The sequence below is a fragment of the Acinetobacter sp. 1294243 genome (assembly GCF_000588015.1).
Lineage (GTDB): Bacteria > Pseudomonadota > Gammaproteobacteria > Pseudomonadales > Moraxellaceae > Acinetobacter > Acinetobacter pittii.
In genome coordinates this window covers 194,184-211,273 of sequence record NZ_JFXG01000005.1, presented here as the reverse complement: position 1 = coordinate 211,273, position 17,090 = coordinate 194,184, and the positions used below count along the sequence as shown (strand labels likewise).

Here is a 17,090-nt window from a genome sequence, read left to right as displayed (position 1 = left end):
GGCATGAACTCAAGAGTACAGGTGTCTTATCAACCTATTATTGATATTGAATTTAGTGGCTTGCACTTAATTGAAGCTTCGGCAGGGACAGGAAAAACCTATACCTTATCAAGTTTGATGGTCCGTATCTTTCTTGAAAAATACTTGCCTAGACAAGTCATTGCGACCACGTTTACCCGTGCTGCTGCTGCTGAGTTAAAAAGCCGTATTCGTGCACGTTTGGTTGAAACGTACCGTTATTTAGATGCCAAGCGTAGTTTTACAGAACAAGAATTACTTACGCAGGCAGAGCAAGAACCTGACTTATTACTCCAGCATATTCTAAAGCATTTTGCGACGCGTATTGCCTATGCGTGTGAACGTTTAAAATTGGTTATAGATCAGTTAGACGAGTTATTTGTCGGAACACTCGATAGCTTTAGCCAAAAACTATTACGTGAGTTTGCCTTTGAGAGTGGCAAAATTGAACGCGCTCAAATTACCGATGATGCTAAAACTTATAGTCGACAACTGATTCATGATGTTTTACGTGAATGGATACAGTCTCAACCTCAGACCGTGATTGATGCATTGTATCTGGCTGGTGAACTCAAGAGTGTCGATAGTTTTGTCAAACTTGTTGAAGACTCACTTAACTTTAGTTCTGCTCATTTTAAACTTCCCGAAAAACCAACCATTCAATTTGAAGAACTTACGCAGCTCAAACAATTAGCGACAGAAATTGATATCAGTCTTTTAGAAGCATATTACTTGCTTGATGGCGAGCACTATAAACATGTGAGCGGGACAGTATTTAGAAATGGGGCATTTAATAAACTATTTAGTGAATGTTTACCGCAGCTACTACAAGTTCTAAAGCAAAGCGACAGCATTTTGGTTTTTGATGGGTCATTAGCCGCACAACGAGAACTTGTTTTTAAGTTTTTAGGTCAACTTGCCGATCAAAAAGTTTTCAAGAAATGCCCTGCTGAAATTTCAGATGGTTTCTATCAACATCCTTGTATTCAACAGATTCAGCAGTTATTTGGTGTGTTAAAAAACTACGCCGAGCAGTTCGACCAGCTTCATATTTTTTTAAAGGCCTATTTATGTGTAGAGGTTAAAAAACGCTTACCTCAGGTTTTGCAAAATAAAGGTGAAACTACTTTTTCTCAGCAAATTCGTACACTTTCAGAAGCTTTAAAAGGTGAGCAGGGGCAACGTTTTGCTGTATTTGTTCAAGCGCGTTATCCCTTAATTTTGGTCGATGAATTTCAAGACACTAACCAAGATCAAGACGATATGCTGGCGAGCATTTGGCGTCATCCGGAGCGCTACCAAAAAGGCTGCATGATTATGGTGGGTGACCGTAAACAGGCGATTTACGGCTTCCGTGGTGGGGATATGCTCACCTTTTTAAATGCCTATAAAGATATTCAAGCCAAACATGGTCGTGAATATAAGTTAATTCATAACCATCGTTCTGTTGCTGATCTGGTTGATGTGGTCGACGCCTTATTTCAACGACAAATTGATTTTGGTGAAGAGGTTCAATATGACCCAATTCGAGCGGGCACTCGACCTCATCCTGTACTGATTGAGCAGAACAATCATAATCCTTACCCTTTGCGCTGGTTAATGCTCAAAGATAAAGAAACAGAGGCTCAGCAAGTTGCATGGAAGATTCGAGATCTACTTAACCAGTCACATGCTGGACAACTATATTTTCAAAAAGATACTCAGACTCAAACCTTAAACGAAGATGATATTGCGGTATTGTCTCGTAATCATGATGGCCTCGATAAAGTTCAATTTGAGCTAGAGCGTTTAGGAATTCGGGTTAACAGGCCATCAAAACGAAGTGTTTTCGATTGTACGATTGCTCAAGACGTGGGGGCTTTGCTGACCGCCATACTTCATCCTTACGATGAGGCAAAAGTGAAGCGAGCTTTGATTAGCCGTCTATTTGCCATGGATTTAAAACAACTCTTGCAACTTGAGCAGACAGCCGAAGGGTTAAGCCAGTTTATGACTGGTTTTGACACGATTAGAGAGTTGTGGTCCGCTCAAGGCTTTTTAGTGGCATGGCAACAATGTCTCATCCAGTTTGATATATGGCAAAATTTGGTTGCAGCTCAAAGTAAAGATAATGAACGGGTTGTGGTGAACTTGCGTCATTTAACTGAAATTCTGAGTCAGCACAGTGAAAAATACTCAGGTGCTCAGAACCTTTATCACTGGTATCTCAAACAGTTGCGTTCTCCTCTTGACCGTGATTGGGAGCTAGAACGTAAATTGTCGAGTGAAGCTGGTGTTCAGCTCATGACCATTCACCAGTCAAAAGGGCTGGAATTTAAGATTGTATTTTTACTAGGTGCAGACAAGCCCTTTCGAGAAAATAATAAAACACTCAATTTTTCGACCCAAGATATTGTCCAACTAGACTCAAACCAGACTTTGACTCAACGTGTCGTTGCGATTGCTGACAAGACTTATTTGAATGAAATAGAACTTAAGCAGCACGAAGAACGAGCGCTCGCTGAACAGAATCGACTTTGGTATGTCGCTTTAACGCGAGCAAGCCACCGCGTCTATGCACTTTTACAAGATCTTGATGGCAAGTCAGTATCAGGTCTCGCATTTTGGAAAAATAGGACTGAGCCTTTTCAACACCGTTGCTGTACGGATGAAATGGTTTTGGAGCAGATTCCACAGGCAATTCATTTAGCCAAACAAACAAGTATTATTGAAATACAAGCACAACGGTTTCCGGAACAACGTTTTTATTCGAGAGGTAAAACCAGTTTCAGTTACTTGGCACAGCATTTAAAACATAAGGCTGGCACAGATTTATTGGCGAGTCAGAGCAATGATGCGGTATTAGCAGAAGATGAGCTGGATTTGATCAACACTGCTGAAGAAATCAGTGCTCAGCCGATTGACTGGATAAAGAGTAACTTTCCGCGAGGAACGCTTGCCGGTAATTTCTTGCATGAAATCTTTGAGCATATCGATTTTCAATGTTCAGATGACTGGGTAAGTGAAATACGTCGTCGTTTTAAAAATGACTATAGTAGTCTTTGGCAAGATTTACTTAATAAATATAACGAGAGCTTCCCAGAGCAAGAAGATGCCGAGCATCTGCTTTACCAGTCAGTTGCAGAGTGGCTGAAAGATATTTTGCGAACACCGCTTTATCAAGGTTTCCGACTAAATCAGCTTCAACAAGAGCAGTATTTGTCAGAGTTTCCTTTTTATTTGGCGTTGTCAGATCGGGTTCTAGCGATGACACGTATTCAGCAGCTTTTCGCTGAGTATGGTTTGAATATGCCGGAATTACTTGAGGCTCGCTCAGCACGTTACCTCAACGGTTCTATCGATTTGGTTTATTTTGATGGGCAGCGTTACCACATTGCCGATTATAAAAGTAATTACTTAGGTGATGATCTTGTAGATTATCGTAGCGATAGCATTGCCCAAAGCATGTCTTTAGCAAGTTATTGGCTACAAGCAGGTCTATATCTCGTTGCATTACATCGCTATTTGCAAGTCAAAATGCAGGATTACCAAATTGAGCAACACTTAGGTGGGGCAACTTATCTTTATTTACGTGGTATGAATGGTGAAGCTGAGCAGGGCTATTATTACTGGCAGCCTAGCATTGAGTTTATTCTGCGTCTTGATGCCATTTTAGGGTATTTTGCTGAGGATAAAATTGCATGAAAAATGCTGATAAAGTATGTAATTTTAATATTAACAAATATTTGGCATGTGGATAAGCCTGTCTATAACCATGTGGACAAGCGTGTGGAAAACTAGGTGGATAAGTGTGTGGACAATCTAAACAGCCCTGAACAAGCCGATTTAAGCTGGTTAACAACGTGGAGTAACTTCTTAAATCAGGCTCCATTTACTGAACAATCGCAAGTGTCAGAAGCTACTTCTTACTTGCAGCAGCTTATTGAAGCGAGCTTACAAGGCGATAGTTGTATTGATATCAGTTTAGAGCAAATTGCAGCACTTGGTCAGCTTGCTATATCTGCCGATCAAGCAAACTTAAAAGTTGCGCCGTGCGTCTACGATGAGCAGGGGTTGGCATTATACCGATATTGGCACCTAGAGCAACGACTTGCAGAACAAATTTGTCGATTAAAGCAACAATTAATTCAACCTGTCTCTTGTGATGACTATTTAGACCTGCTTACCGATGCTCATCAACAGGCAGCTTTACAAATGGTTGCTCGGCAGAGCCTGAGTATTATTACGGGTGGGCCGGGTACAGGTAAGACTTATACGCTGGCACGTATCATTGCTGTACTTAGCCAAGCTATTCCACATATTCGTGTGGCGATGGCTGCTCCAACAGGTAAAGCAGCACAGCGAATGCAAGAGGCTTTACAGAACTCGTTTAATGACCCTAAATTGCTTGAGTCCGGATTAGTGAGTGAAGAGCTCAGAAATCAGGGAACACAAACGATTCACCGTTTGTTGGGGATGGGACATAGCCAGACACCACGGTTTAATCAAAAACAGCCTTTGCCTTATGACGTGATTGTCGTCGATGAAGCTTCCATGCTGGATTTAAATCTGGCTACTCTTTTATTTGAAGCTGTGCCTGAGTCTTGTCGAATTATTTTATTAGGAGATGCAAATCAGCTCGCTTCCGTTGATGTCGGGGCGGTTCTTGCAGATTTGCAGCAAATACAGGCGTTGGCTGATAACCGGGTACAATTACAAACCAGTCGTCGTTTTACTGAAGGTGCGTTGATTGGACAAGTGGCCAAATTTATTCAGGCACAAAGCTATAAACAAGACCATGTAGAGGTTTTGCAGCGGTTTGAAATTGATATTGTTCAGGTTTCAGAATTAAAGCCTATACTTTTACAAAGTGACATGCCTGATGTTGTTCAGCTTGAATATTTACCAGAAGGGGGGCTATTAGACCTAGATACCTATTATCAAAAGCTAATGCTCGGTTTCCAAGGATATGTACAGAGTCTAAAAAATTATTTAAAAGAAGAACGCTCGATTGAACAGGTCCAAAACGTAGTAAAAGCATTTGATGACTACCGGATTTTAACCGCGGTTCGTCATGGTCCGTTTGGATTGCAGCAGTTAAACCAATATGCGCAGCGTTGGTTGCAGCAGCAACTTTCAATAGTGACTCTTGGAGGATGGTATGTCGGTCGTCCTGTAATGATGACCTATAACGATTATCAGCTCAGTATTTCAAACGGGGATATTGGTTTGTGCTTTGAGCACAGGACTCAGCCACAGCAGTTTGAAGTATATTTTCCAAGTTTGAACAAATGGGTTGCTGCAAATCGATTACCTAAAAGTATTCAAAGTGCATTCGCTTTAACAATTCATAAATCGCAAGGGTCTGAATTTACACATACTGCTGTCGTTTTAGATCAGGCTGCCAAGAACTTATTAAGCCAAGAACTTATTTACACTGCGATTACACGAGCTAAGAAAGTAGTCAGTCTTTTGGTGCATCAAGAGGCTTTATTACAAGCATTTACAGTTCGTACTACACGAAAAAGCGGTTTAGTTCAAAAAGTTAATCGGTTAGTTCGTTAAGACAAACTTAATATTTTTACCCTTGTAAGAAAAAGCTTACATAGATTCGAGATATTTGCTGCTAGAGTACATCCCACGTTTTTGAGATTATAAACGCACAACGAGCTTGGCACGGAATGTCGGGCAAAATCGCACAATAATAATAACTTAAGTCGAGAGACTGCGAACTTACAATGAAGTAGGTGTATAAAGAGGAAACTTACAGCCGCTAAGCCTTGTAGTTTTGGGAGAGACTACAGGGCTTTTTTATATTCTACTTTTCACTATGTTTAAAAAAGCATTACAACATTTCGTTTTTAGCACTATCTTCACTCTGTTTTTGTCTAAAGATTTAAATCAATAATATCAATATATTTATCTATAATATGATTTCAAAACAGGCATTTTTCCTGTGAATTGTTAAGTTATATGTTATACAGAACTGTACGTTAAAGGTTAAAAATGGCTATTTACCAAATATTATACAGACCTGTACGTTTTCACTTACATGATGATAAGAAAAATACTACTTTTCTTCATAATTGGATATGTCACAATACATCACATAAGGAAATAGAAACAAAAACATCGGAAGTGAGTTAGAACAACAAGAAGGATGTGACTAGCATCTCACCAACGACAATAAAAACAGCAATAACACGATAAACAAAAACTACAGCGCAAAAAACCCAAGCAGAAATGCTTGGGTTTTTTATTTGTATTTGTTTCTACACTAAGTCAGTTTCATGAGAATCACTACCAAATAACGAACGGCGTTGATCTCTCGGTATACGTGGACATTGAGTTGAGATTTGATAGAGCACTTTAGCTAAAGCAGGTAGGTGAGTACCCACTACAGATTTACCAGTTGTTAATAGGGAAACACTGATATCTCTTTCAGGGTCAGCCCAGCATAAAATGTTGGAGAATCCTAAATGACCAAAAGCTTGCCCCGTCATTGGGCCAAAAAGACCTACAGGATTGCTACCTAACATTGGCCCCAGAGCATAGCGCATTGGAATTAGCAAAGTACGGTCAATGTTAACTCCTGTGGTTGGCAGTGTTGCTCTGAAAATTGTTTTCTCACTAAAGATTTGCTGACCGCCGTAGCTTCCACCACTTAAAAGCATTTCAAAGAAGCGGCCAGCTTGTTCTGCACTGGTATAGATGTTTCCAGCTGGGCAAATGGTGTCCATAAAACGACTATCGTTAGTCACATCAACTGCAAGTTGTAAACCGCCACCTAACACATGATTCAGATAGTGATCGGTACCAAGGCGAGGGTGCAGACCTGTTGCACAGTTTAAGGCGACTTCTGAACGGTATTCTGGTTTTAAGCCATAATTGAAATAAGGCATCCCCATTGGTTTTTCGATAGTTTGATGTACAAATTCACGTAAATCCTGCCCAGTCCCCCGTTCAATGACTTCTCCTAAAATATACCCTGCCGTAACAGCATGATAGGCAAGGTGATTGCCAGCAGGAGACACAGGTCGGGCAGCATATAAACGTTTTAAAATTTCGTCTTTATCAAATAATAAATCTGGTGTGACATCGCCATCAATATAAGGAATGCCACCACGATGTGCTAATAAATGAAAGATCGTTGCACGACGCTTACCGTTGACACCATATTCAGGAACATAATAGCTCACAGGATCAAGCAAATTGATTTCACCCTTTTCATCTAATAGATGAATCAACATGGCTGTGATCATCTTTGATGCTGAAAATAGGCAAACAGGTGTGTCAGGTGTTGCAATCAGGGCATTTTTTTGAAGTCCTGCCGGAGAGTTTCCTTGAGCATATCCAATGCTTCGATTCAGCAAAATTTTACCTTGTCTGCGTAAACAAAAGGTAATGAGTGGATAGTTTCCGGTTTTATATAGTGTTTCTATACTTTTCCAGATTTTTTGAATCTGGTGATCACTCATTCCACCCTGTTCAGCAGCAACTTCATCTTTTTGTCGAATGACTTGCTCAATATTGTCCGGTATTGGACAAGTGTTGGTTGAAAAAATTTTCACACGTCCCTCGCGCTTCTTTCTTTTTATTCGAGGCTAGTGTGCAGGGTTAAGGTCCTCATGTCAGTGTCTAAAATGACAAGTTACTGAAAACTATTTTGCAATCCACCTATAGATACCTTAAAATAGGCGACTTGCTGTAGTGATGCACGGCAGTCAGTTGCCTCAACTGATTCATATCGTTTACTTTTTTAAGCATCTCGGAGAAATCGAATGGCTTTAACTAATGCAGACCGCGCAGAGATCATTGCTAAATTTGCTCGCGCTGAAAATGACACTGGTTCACCAGAAGTACAAGTAGCTTTATTGACTGCTCAAATCAATGATTTACAAGGTCACTTCAAAGCTCACAAACACGACCACCACAGCCGTCGTGGTTTGATCCGTATGGTTAACCAACGTCGTAAATTGCTCGACTACTTAAATGGTAAAGACCACGGTCGTTACACTGCTTTGATCGGTGCTTTAGGTTTACGTCGTTAATTCGATTTTCACTTTGTTTTCGCTATTTCGCATGTCGCAATGCTTTATCGCTGAAAAGAGAGTTTCACTTAACGTTAGGTTAAGTGATTTTTAGAAGGGGCGCTTGTGCGCTCCTTCTTTGCGTTTAACTTATTTTAAATAATTGATCTAGTGTGATGGCTTCTAAGCTTTGTCATTTATCTACCAATCGGTGTAGTCTGAATGCCAAACCTTAGGGGTCTCACTAGAATAAAATTAGGAAAATACAATACATGTCAATGTTTAATATCGTTCGTAAAGAATTCCAATTCGGTCAACATCAAGTCGTTTTAGAAACGGGTCGCGTTGCACGTCAAGCAAACACAGTTTTAATCACTATGGGTGGCGTAACTGTTTTAGTTGCAGTTGTTGCTCAACCTAAAGCAAAAGCGGGTCAAGACTTCTTCCCGTTAACAGTGAACTATCAAGAAAAACAATATGCAGCTGGTCGTATCCCTGGTGGTTACGGTAAGCGTGAAGGTCGTGCTTCTGAAGCTGAAACTTTAATTTCACGTCTTATTGACCGTCCAATTCGTCCGTTGTTCCCAGAAGGTTACTTCAACGAAATCCAAGTAACAGCAACAGTTGTTTCTTCTGACAAAACTATGGATGCTGACATTGCAGCAATGCTTGGTACATCAGCAGCATTGTCTATTGCTGGTACTCCTTTCCGTGGTCCAATTGGTGGTGCACGCGTTGGTTTAATCAACGGTGAATATGTTCTTAACCCGAACTTCGAACAGTTGAAAGAAAGTGACCTTGACCTTGTGGTTGCAGGTACAGAATCTGCTGTATTGATGGTTGAATCTGAAGCGAAAGAACTTTCAGAAGACCAAATGCTTGGTGCTGTTCTTTTCGGTCATGACGAAATGCAAATCGCAATTCAAGCGATTAAAGAATTTGCTGCCGCTGCTGGTGCTGTTGAATCAACTTGGGTTGCTCCAACTAAAAACGAAGCTCTTCTTGAGCAATTAAAAGCAGCTTTCGAAGCGAAAATCTCTGAAGCATATACAATTGCGGTTAAACAAGATCGTTATGCAGCACTTGATGCACTTTATGCAGAAGCTGTAGCTCAGTTCGTTCCAGAAAATGACGAAACTGGTATTGCTGATGAAGTAAACGAATTATTCGAAGACCTTAAATACCGTACAGTACGTGACAACATCTTGTCAGGTAAGCCACGTATCGATGGCCGTGATACTAAAACTGTTCGTGCTATCGACGTTCAAGTTGGCGTATTAGATCGTGCACACGGTTCTGCATTGTTTACACGTGGTGAAACTCAGGCGTTAGTAACAACAACTTTGGGTAATACTCGTGATGCGTTAATGGTTGATACCCTTGCTGGTACTAAGACTGACAACTTCATGTTGCACTACAACTTCCCTGCATACTCTGTAGGTGAAACAGGCCGTGAATCTGGTCCTAAGCGTCGTGAAATTGGTCACGGTCGTTTAGCACGTCGTGGTGTTCAAGCAGTTCTTCCTGCGGCTGACCGCTTCCCGTATGTAATTCGTATTGTATCTGACATTACTGAATCAAACGGTTCATCTTCAATGGCTTCTGTATGTGGTGCTTCATTATCACTTATGGATGCAGGTGTTCCGCTTAAAGCACCAGTTGCGGGTATCGCAATGGGCTTGGTGAAAGAAGGCGAGCGTTTCGCAGTACTTTCTGACATCTTGGGTGATGAAGATCACTTAGGTGATATGGACTTTAAAGTAGCAGGTTCTGCAAACGGTATTACTGCACTTCAAATGGACATCAAGATTGAAGGTATTACTGAAGAAATTATGGAAGTTGCATTAAACCAAGCATTTGCTGGTCGTATGCACATCCTAAACGAAATGAATAAAGTCATTTCACGTGCGCGTGCTGAAATCAGTGCTCATGCACCGACGTTTGAAGTGATTAACATCAACCCAGACAAGATCCGTGATGTTATTGGTAAAGGCGGCGCAACTATTCGTCAAATTACTGAAGAAACTAAAGCTGCAATTGATATCGAAGACAATGGTACAGTTCGCGTATTTGGTGAAACTAAAGCTGCTGCTAAAGCTGCAATTGCTAAGATTCAAGCAATTACTGCTGAAGTTGAACCAGGTAAGATCTATGACGGTAAAGTAATTCGTATTGTAGAATTCGGTGCGTTTGTAAACATCATGCCGGGTACTGATGGTCTTCTTCACATTTCACAAATTTCAAATGAACGTATTGCGAACGTAACTGATGTTCTTAAAGAAGGTCAGGAAGTGAAAGTACAAGTTGCTGATGTTGATAATCGTGGTCGTATCAAATTGACTATGAAAGACATTGAACAAGCATAATTGTTCTGGTGACATGAAAAAGTCCGCTTGATGCGGACTTTTTTTATGGCATGATGCAAGTAATACAAAAACAGATCATTGTGGTATGCAGGTTTATTACTTTTATCGCCATCACGCTGACGGCTATGTCTTTTTAAGCCGTGAGCAGCATAATGAACACATTCTAGAGTTTTTCTGGATTGATAGTGTCAGAACGGATGTGGTGAACCATAACGAAGAATGGCAACAAAAGATTCAGCAGCTTTCAGACGTGGTTATCAATGAATTTCATATGCGAGATATTGCGAATATTGAGCATCCTTGTGCATTTGATACGCTTGAAGAATACGACCTGCTTATTTTTAGAAAGCTCGTTACACCTGATGATGAAATTAAAAATGGGGAATCCCATGAGAGTGTATTTGGTCTAGCAACCACGCCGATTAGCTTTATTTTTACCCCTAAAGTTCTGATTAGTGTTCGTGAGCAGGGCAATAAGTCGATTGAAAACTATATTCAACGTCTCGAAAATATTTTATGTAAAACTTTGGAAGAACAAAACAAAACCCGTAAGCTGCCTAATTCGCCTGTAGATTTATGTTTACGTCTGCTGAATAGCATGGTGGATGGCTACCTTGATATCCGTTCACCTTTAACTAGAAGGGTTGAGCATTGGCAACAACAATTGTTGCAAGGTAATCGTCGTTTTAAACAGTGGCATCAACTGTTTCATGAAAACATGGCCTTTCAGCAGGTTGAAAATTTATGCGAAGAGCAAATCGAAACCTTACAAGAGTTTCGAGATGAAATTGTAGAAAACTATCATCATGTTATTGGTGAGAAGACGCATAGTTCTCAAGATCTTTTATTAGTTCGTTTGAATGATTTAATGAGTCATGTCGAACGTATTCAAAAACATACTTTACGTTTACGTAGCGCCATTCAGTCGGCGATTGATTTGCACTTCTCAGCAATTGCCAACCAGACCAATGAGAATATGCGTATTCTTGCCATTATTACTGCTGTATTTGCACCGCTTACGCTTTTAACCGGTATTTATGGAATGAACTTTGAGTTTATTCCAGGGCTTAAATCACCGGTAGGTTTCTGGATTATGCTCGGAGTCATGCTGCTAAGTACTGTTTTGTTACTGTACTATTTTTATCGACAACATTTGGTGGGGCGCGGTGAAAAAAGTGTGATTGATTTACTGGCTCAACAGCATCGCCAAGATCGAATGAATTTGTTTTGGTTTCTGGAATATGAACCGATTAAGCAGACTTTGAAGGAAGTGGAAAAGATTACTCGGTTGAAATAATTCTTCAATTTTTATTGAATTTTTTCCAAATTTGCTTGAGCTAAGCGTCATCCACAACCTGAGCGAGAAAAAGCAAACATCGTTTGCTTCGAGCGCAAGACAAACGAAGTGCGTAGCTTGTGTTCAAATATAAATTTGATCTTAGTACGCACTTCAATATCTCTGGTTTTGGCCTTGCGTAGCTTCGCTACTCATGCCAAAACAAAAGTAACGTAATTGGCTGATGAAATAGATAGTGAGTGCCAGTAGGACTCCGTCGTCACTATCTAATCTAATGAAAATGCTTCAACTGTTTTCTAAGTTGTTGCACTTCATCAATCAAATCTAACATTACAGCAACTGCTGCCAAACTTGCGTCAAAGTCACGTTGTAGACGATACGCTTTACGTGCACGTGCGACATCTTCACCCATAAACTGGTGTGCCTCAGGTGTGTTCTCGACTGATAAAATATCATATTCAATGAGCTGAAGAATCCAGTCAGGACTTTGGCCACAAGCTTGGGCAAATTGTTGTAAATCAAATGTCGATTGTTCATCAACGACCTCTGCACTAAAGGTATGGCCGTCATATACAATTTCTCGATAGTGAATGGTTGTCATGATCTTGCTCCCTAATGAGATGAACGAGGTTCGAATGAAGCAAAGGCTTCTGCCAGTTGCTGATACGCTTCTTTTTCTTTTTCAGAATTTGCTGGGGGGAATACAATATTTAAAATTAAATAGAGATGGCCTGGCGTTTTATTTGGTATCCCTTTGTCTTTTAAGCGTAGCTGTTGTCCTTGTTTGGCATTTTTAGGTAAATTGACATGTAAGGATCCTGCTGGAGTTTTTACTTCAATACCTTGACCTAGTGCCGCTTCCCAAGGAGCTACATCTACGGTCAGATATACGTCACTGCCTTCAACATGAACACGGTCTGTATCTTTATACTGGATTTCAATATAAAGATCGCCGTTGGCACCGCCATTAATCCCGCTTTGGCCTTGTCCACTTAAGCGAATTTGTTGACCTTCTTTCATGCCTTTTGGTATTTTCACCTGCAAGGTTTTGCGTTGAACTTCAGGTTCGCCATAAGCGTTTATGGTTGGAATTTGCAAAGTAATTTGCTGTGTTGAACCATGATAGGCAATATCAAGATCAACCTCTATGCTGGCATGTTGATCTTCACCGTGATAACTACGTTGTTGTCTTTGATATTGTTGTTGCCCACCGCCAAAGCCTGCACCAAAGCGACCAAATAAATCTTCAAAACCACTAAAGTCTGCTTGTTCACCACCTGTAAAACCTTGGCGATAAAACTGTGCTCCATCAAAACCACCTTGTGCAGCACCCTGACCAAAGTTATTAAAACCTTGAGGATGATCTAACATTTGGTCATATTCGGCTTTTTTTTCTGCATTGCTTAATGTGTCGTAGGCAACATTAATGGCCTGCATCTTTTCCTCTGCATCTTTTTCTTTGCTGATGTCTGGATGATATTTGCGGGCTAATTTTCGATAAGCTTTTTTAATTTCATCAGCAGAGGCTTTGCGTGTAACCCCTAATTCTTCATAATAATTTTTTGCCATAATGTTTTATCACGATGGTGTTGTTTATTTCATTATGAAACGATTTTTAGAGTTTTCAATAAGCTAGATTGTATAAGAGTTGTTCTATTACGAAATCCAGCGGAACGTAAGGAGGTATAGCAAAATTAGACTATACCTCTAATAAGTTAGATAAAACTTTGATACAAGCCGTAAAGAGCAATCAGTAAAAGTAATAAACCGCAGAGGCCTAATATTTTTGGATATAAATGACTGTTAGAAAGGCGGCGGAAAAAGATATAAACCAAAGATAGGGTGAGGAAGTCTAAAACAATCCATGTCAGCGTAAGTAGGGTTAAACTTAAATTTAACTGAGGGGTAATAGAGACAAATTGCGGAAAGAAAGCCGAGAAAAAGATAATATCTTTTGGGTTTGAAATACCGACAAGAAAACCTTTTTTAAAGCCACCATTTTGTGCTGAAACTGTTTGTATCGCTTCTGGGTGAGGTGCCTGAATCACTTCTTTAAGAATACTCAACCCCAGATAGCCAATATATAGGCAGCCTAAAATACGAATGATATTGAGGTAACTATCATTAACACTCAGTACTCCTTTTAAAACCAGTACTGAAATAAAAATTAAAACAAGGGATGCTAGGTTTGTACCAAAAATGGTTTCCAGTGCTTTTTTATAGCCCCCTTTAAGTCCAGCGCTTGCAACTAAAATCATGACAGGGCCAGGGGTCGCAATCATGATAACTACGCTAAAAATAAAGAGAAAATAATCAAAATAATTCATGGTATTTAGGCATCTTATTTATTAGGCTATAAAGTAGCCTTATATTATCCTATTTGAATTAACATGTTGAAAATTATCATCAAAAAATGCAGGTAAATAAAAAAGGCGGTATAACCGCCTTTTTATAAAGTTAAAAGATTAACTTAAATGTTCACCAAATAACGCTAAAGCCTCTTCAGCGGTAAAGGTATATTGCGTATTACAGAACTGACAGTCCATACGAATCGGGTTCTGATGTTCTAGGGTTTCATGAACAGCGTCTACACCAATTTGAATCAGGGCATTTGCACAGCGTTCTTTTGAACATGTACAGCCAAATTTTAAAGCTTCAATTTCTGGTAAACGAACTTCTTCTTCGTTATATAAACGATACAGGATTTCATTTGCATCTAAATTGGTAAGCTCTTCAGCTTTTAATGTTTCGGTCAACATTGTCAAACGTGGCCATAAATCTTCATCGACCAAGTTTTGCTCTTCTTCATCATGACGTGGCAAGAGTTGAATCAGTAAACCGCCAGAACGCTTATCTGTACTTGCCAACACAATACGAGTTGGAATTTGTGCAGATAAATCGTAATACTGCATCAAGCAGCCTGCTAAATTTACTTGATCAAGCGGCACGATCCCTTGATAACGTTCGCCAAATTCCGGTTCAATATTAATAAATAAAACAGGATTAACTAGGGCGCCCAGAACTGTGCTGCTGTCTGTTGCTTCAACAAAGCGAGGATCAGTTTCATAGTCCGCTAAAGCACGAACCTCTCCTAAATGATTACATTCAGCCATCGCCCATTTGAAGGTGCCGCTAGCCTGGATTTGCAAGCTGATACGGCCTTTGATTTTTAGTGTACTTGCAAGTAATGCAGTCGCACTCAACATTTCACCTAGCAGAATTTTAACAGCAGGCATATAGTCACGTTGAGCTAAGATGGTTTGTAGGGCTTCTTCAAGATGAACTACTTCTCCACGTACTGGAAAGTTCTCTATATAAAAGCGTTGGCGTAAATCAGACATAATATTCTCCAGGGCCCTAAGCAGAGTATAACTATTTCGTTTTAATCAAGCTTAGGAAATGCAGCGAAGCCGCAAGCCGGACAGGGGGCAGATTTGTGCCCATTGTCCAATTATTTAGGCAATGTGAATAAGTCCTTAATATAGCCATTTTCTGAAATCTCAAGTTATTCTAGATGATCTCTTGTAATGTCGATGCGATTTGGTTGTAAATGACGCTTTAAATTAACATCATGTTTTGATGTAGCCTGTTGCTGCGCATCACTTTCAAACAAATGTTCAAGCTCGGCTAAGGCATTACGATGTGTTTCAAAGATCTTCTGTTCGTCTGTATAAATACTTTGCTGCTGTATAAGCAATTTCTCATCATAATCCCGAAAGATTTCGATATTGTTATAGGCTTGTTCATCAGAGATACCGAGTTCTCGCAAAGCGCGGTAAGCCATACCTAATGAAGATAGATACGTTTCACGCCAAATGTATTCAACACCTAAATCTCTTAAAAGATGGACATGGTGACGGTCGCGAGCACGAGCCAACAGCTTTAAGTTTGGATAATTTAATCTAAGATGGCGCGCGACATTCATAGAGTCTTCAACATCATCAATCGCTAAAATAAATACTTTAGCTTTTTCAATACCGGCAGAACGCAGTAAATCGGGCTGGGTTACATCGCCATAATAGAGTTTGCCGCCGTAGCGACGAACAAAGTCCACTTGATGAAGATTGTTGTCGATTGCAGTAAAGCCTAAATGTTGTAGGCGGGCAATACGCGCGATAATTTGTCCAAATCGACCAAAACCGGCAATGATAATCGGATTATCCTGCTGAGGAATTTCGTCATACTCAGGTGGACGTTCTTTATTAAACAGAGGAATGATCTGAGTTGCCATAATCCAGTAAATTACTGGTGTAAGTACCATCGACAACGTTACGATTAGAGTCACGGGTTCTAATATAGCTTGAGTTAAAACCTTCTCACTTTTTGCAAGACTCAAAATTACAAAAGCAAATTCTCCGCCTTGTGCCAAGCAAGTACCTAAAAGCAAGCTGTTATTCCAACTGTATTTTTTATAGCGGGCAATAGCGGTCAATATCAGCGTTTTGATGAGTAATAAACTGACTGCACCACCAATAATAAGCAAAGGCATTTCAATGAGCAGTGACAGCTGTGTGGTCATGCCAACGGTCATAAAGAATAAGCCAAGCAATAAACCTTTAAATGGTGCAATACTCGCTTCAACTTCGTGGCGAAATTCTGAATCTGCTAATAATACACCTGTGAGGAATGCACCTAATGTAGTGCTAATTCCTAAAGTGTCCATAAGCAAGACAACAGCAAGAATAATAAATAATCCTACTGCTGTAATAAGTTCAGTCGCTCCACTTTTGGCAACAAAGCGGAAGAATGGACGCATCACATAGCGACTAAACAGAAATAGACCAGTAAAGGTTGCAATGATAGCCGCAAAATAAGCTCCCCCATGATGAGTTGATTCTGTTCCTGCCAATAATGGAATAATGGCAAGTAAAGGAATAGCCGCTATATCTTGGAAAAGTAAAATGGAAAAAGACTGCTGACCATAAGTCGTATTGAGTTGCTGCTTTTCGGTCAGAAGTTGTAATACAAAAGCGGTGGAAGACAGCGCAAGGGCAAAACCAATGACAAAGCTGACAGAAAGCTGCTGTTGAAACAGTAATAGTACGATCAGCATAAGAATAGCCCCACTAATGAGGACTTGCAGACTTCCCATTACAAAAATAGAGTTACGCATTTCCCATAAACGTTGTGGGCGCAACTCTAAACCAATCAGGAACATTAATAAGATAACGCCAAATTCGGCAAGTTCCATAATCGCTTCAGGGTCATGTGCAATATTTAAAACACTAGGGCCCAGAAGTATTCCTGTAAATAAATAGCCTAAAACTGTTGCTATCCCTAGGCGTTTGCCAAGAGGGACTAAAATCAGAGAAGCTCCAAGAAAAATTGTTGCTTGCAGTAAGAATGACATTCATTGCCTCGAATGTATTAGTCTCTTTTAAGTGTAAAGCCAAAAAGGCT

11 protein-coding genes are annotated in these 17,090 nt (G+C 40.1%); 5 read left to right on the top strand and 6 right to left on the bottom strand.

Going from position 1 to position 17,090, the window contains the following annotated elements:
* Window positions 1-3: 3 nt before the first annotated feature.
* Window positions 4-3,702, top strand: coding sequence for a UvrD-helicase domain-containing protein (locus J655_RS12780; protein WP_005079303.1), 3,699 nt, complete (start codon window positions 4-6; stop codon window positions 3,700-3,702).
* A gap of 108 nt (window positions 3,703-3,810) precedes the next feature.
* Window positions 3,811-5,562 carry an exodeoxyribonuclease V subunit alpha gene (gene recD / locus J655_RS12775; protein ID WP_005079301.1) on the top strand — a complete coding sequence of 584 codons (1,752 nt, stop codon included), beginning with the start codon at window positions 3,811-3,813 and terminating at the stop codon, window positions 5,560-5,562.
* A gap of 707 nt (window positions 5,563-6,269) precedes the next feature.
* Here the strand turns inward: recD and J655_RS12770 are convergent.
* A complete protein-coding gene (locus J655_RS12770) occupies window positions 6,270-7,568 on the bottom strand; it encodes an EstA family serine hydrolase (protein ID WP_032005657.1) in 1,299 nt (432 codons plus the stop codon).
* A gap of 210 nt (window positions 7,569-7,778) precedes the next feature.
* Between J655_RS12770 and rpsO the strand changes: the two genes are divergently transcribed.
* From rpsO to J655_RS12755, 3 genes are all read left to right on the top strand, one after another.
* On the top strand, window positions 7,779-8,048 hold the full coding sequence (gene rpsO, locus J655_RS12765; protein WP_002114951.1) for a 30S ribosomal protein S15: 270 nt from the start codon (window positions 7,779-7,781) through the stop codon (window positions 8,046-8,048).
* Between the two features lie 257 nt (window positions 8,049-8,305).
* Window positions 8,306-10,393 carry a polyribonucleotide nucleotidyltransferase gene (gene pnp, locus J655_RS12760; RefSeq protein ID WP_170814194.1) on the top strand — a complete coding sequence of 696 codons (2,088 nt, stop codon included), beginning with the start codon at window positions 8,306-8,308 and terminating at the stop codon, window positions 10,391-10,393.
* Window positions 10,394-10,478: 85 nt separating this feature from the next.
* Entirely contained in the window at window positions 10,479-11,690 is a 1,212-nt protein-coding gene (locus J655_RS12755) for a magnesium transporter CorA family protein (protein ID WP_005079297.1), read from the top strand.
* A gap of 271 nt (window positions 11,691-11,961) precedes the next feature.
* On the opposite strand, the gene J655_RS12750 is transcribed toward J655_RS12755, so the two are convergent.
* The 5 genes from J655_RS12750 to J655_RS12730 form a co-directional block, all read right to left on the bottom strand.
* Entirely contained in the window at window positions 11,962-12,291 is a 330-nt protein-coding gene (locus J655_RS12750; RefSeq protein WP_002114963.1) for a chaperone modulator CbpM, read from the bottom strand.
* 11 nt (window positions 12,292-12,302) lie between these two features.
* The gene (locus J655_RS12745; RefSeq protein WP_005079294.1) at window positions 12,303-13,259 is read right to left on the bottom strand and encodes a DnaJ C-terminal domain-containing protein; all 957 of its coding nucleotides are present in this window, start codon (window positions 13,257-13,259) and stop codon (window positions 12,303-12,305) included.
* 146 nt (window positions 13,260-13,405) lie between these two features.
* Window positions 13,406-14,017: a LysE family translocator gene (locus tag J655_RS12740; RefSeq protein ID WP_005079293.1), complete on the bottom strand. Its 612-nt coding sequence runs from the start codon at window positions 14,015-14,017 to the stop codon at window positions 13,406-13,408.
* Between the two features lie 138 nt (window positions 14,018-14,155).
* Window positions 14,156-15,031: an Hsp33 family molecular chaperone HslO gene (locus J655_RS12735; protein ID WP_005079292.1), complete on the bottom strand. Its 876-nt coding sequence runs from the start codon at window positions 15,029-15,031 to the stop codon at window positions 14,156-14,158.
* A 164-nt stretch (window positions 15,032-15,195) separates the two neighbouring features.
* Window positions 15,196-17,040: a monovalent cation:proton antiporter-2 (CPA2) family protein gene (locus tag J655_RS12730; RefSeq protein ID WP_032052428.1), complete on the bottom strand. Its 1,845-nt coding sequence runs from the start codon at window positions 17,038-17,040 to the stop codon at window positions 15,196-15,198.
* Window positions 17,041-17,090 lie beyond the last annotated feature (50 nt).

Excerpts from the sequence above, each read along its gene's own strand:
- J655_RS12750 (WP_002114963.1), bottom strand. The coding sequence starts at position 12,291 with ATGACAACCATTCACTATCGAGAAATTGTATATGACGGCCATACCTTT.
- rpsO (WP_002114951.1), top strand. The coding sequence starts at position 7,779 with ATGGCTTTAACTAATGCAGACCGCGCAGAGATCATTGCTAAATTTGCT.
- pnp (WP_170814194.1), top strand. The coding sequence starts at position 8,306 with ATGTTTAATATCGTTCGTAAAGAATTCCAATTCGGTCAACATCAAGTC.
- J655_RS12745 (WP_005079294.1), bottom strand. The coding sequence starts at position 13,259 with ATGGCAAAAAATTATTATGAAGAATTAGGGGTTACACGCAAAGCCTCT.
- J655_RS12780 (WP_005079303.1), top strand. The coding sequence starts at position 4 with ATGAACTCAAGAGTACAGGTGTCTTATCAACCTATTATTGATATTGAA.
- J655_RS12755 (WP_005079297.1), top strand. The coding sequence starts at position 10,479 with ATGCAGGTTTATTACTTTTATCGCCATCACGCTGACGGCTATGTCTTT.
- J655_RS12735 (WP_005079292.1), bottom strand. The coding sequence starts at position 15,031 with ATGTCTGATTTACGCCAACGCTTTTATATAGAGAACTTTCCAGTACGT.
- J655_RS12730 (WP_032052428.1), bottom strand. The coding sequence starts at position 17,040 with ATGTCATTCTTACTGCAAGCAACAATTTTTCTTGGAGCTTCTCTGATT.
- J655_RS12740 (WP_005079293.1), bottom strand. The coding sequence starts at position 14,017 with ATGAATTATTTTGATTATTTTCTCTTTATTTTTAGCGTAGTTATCATG.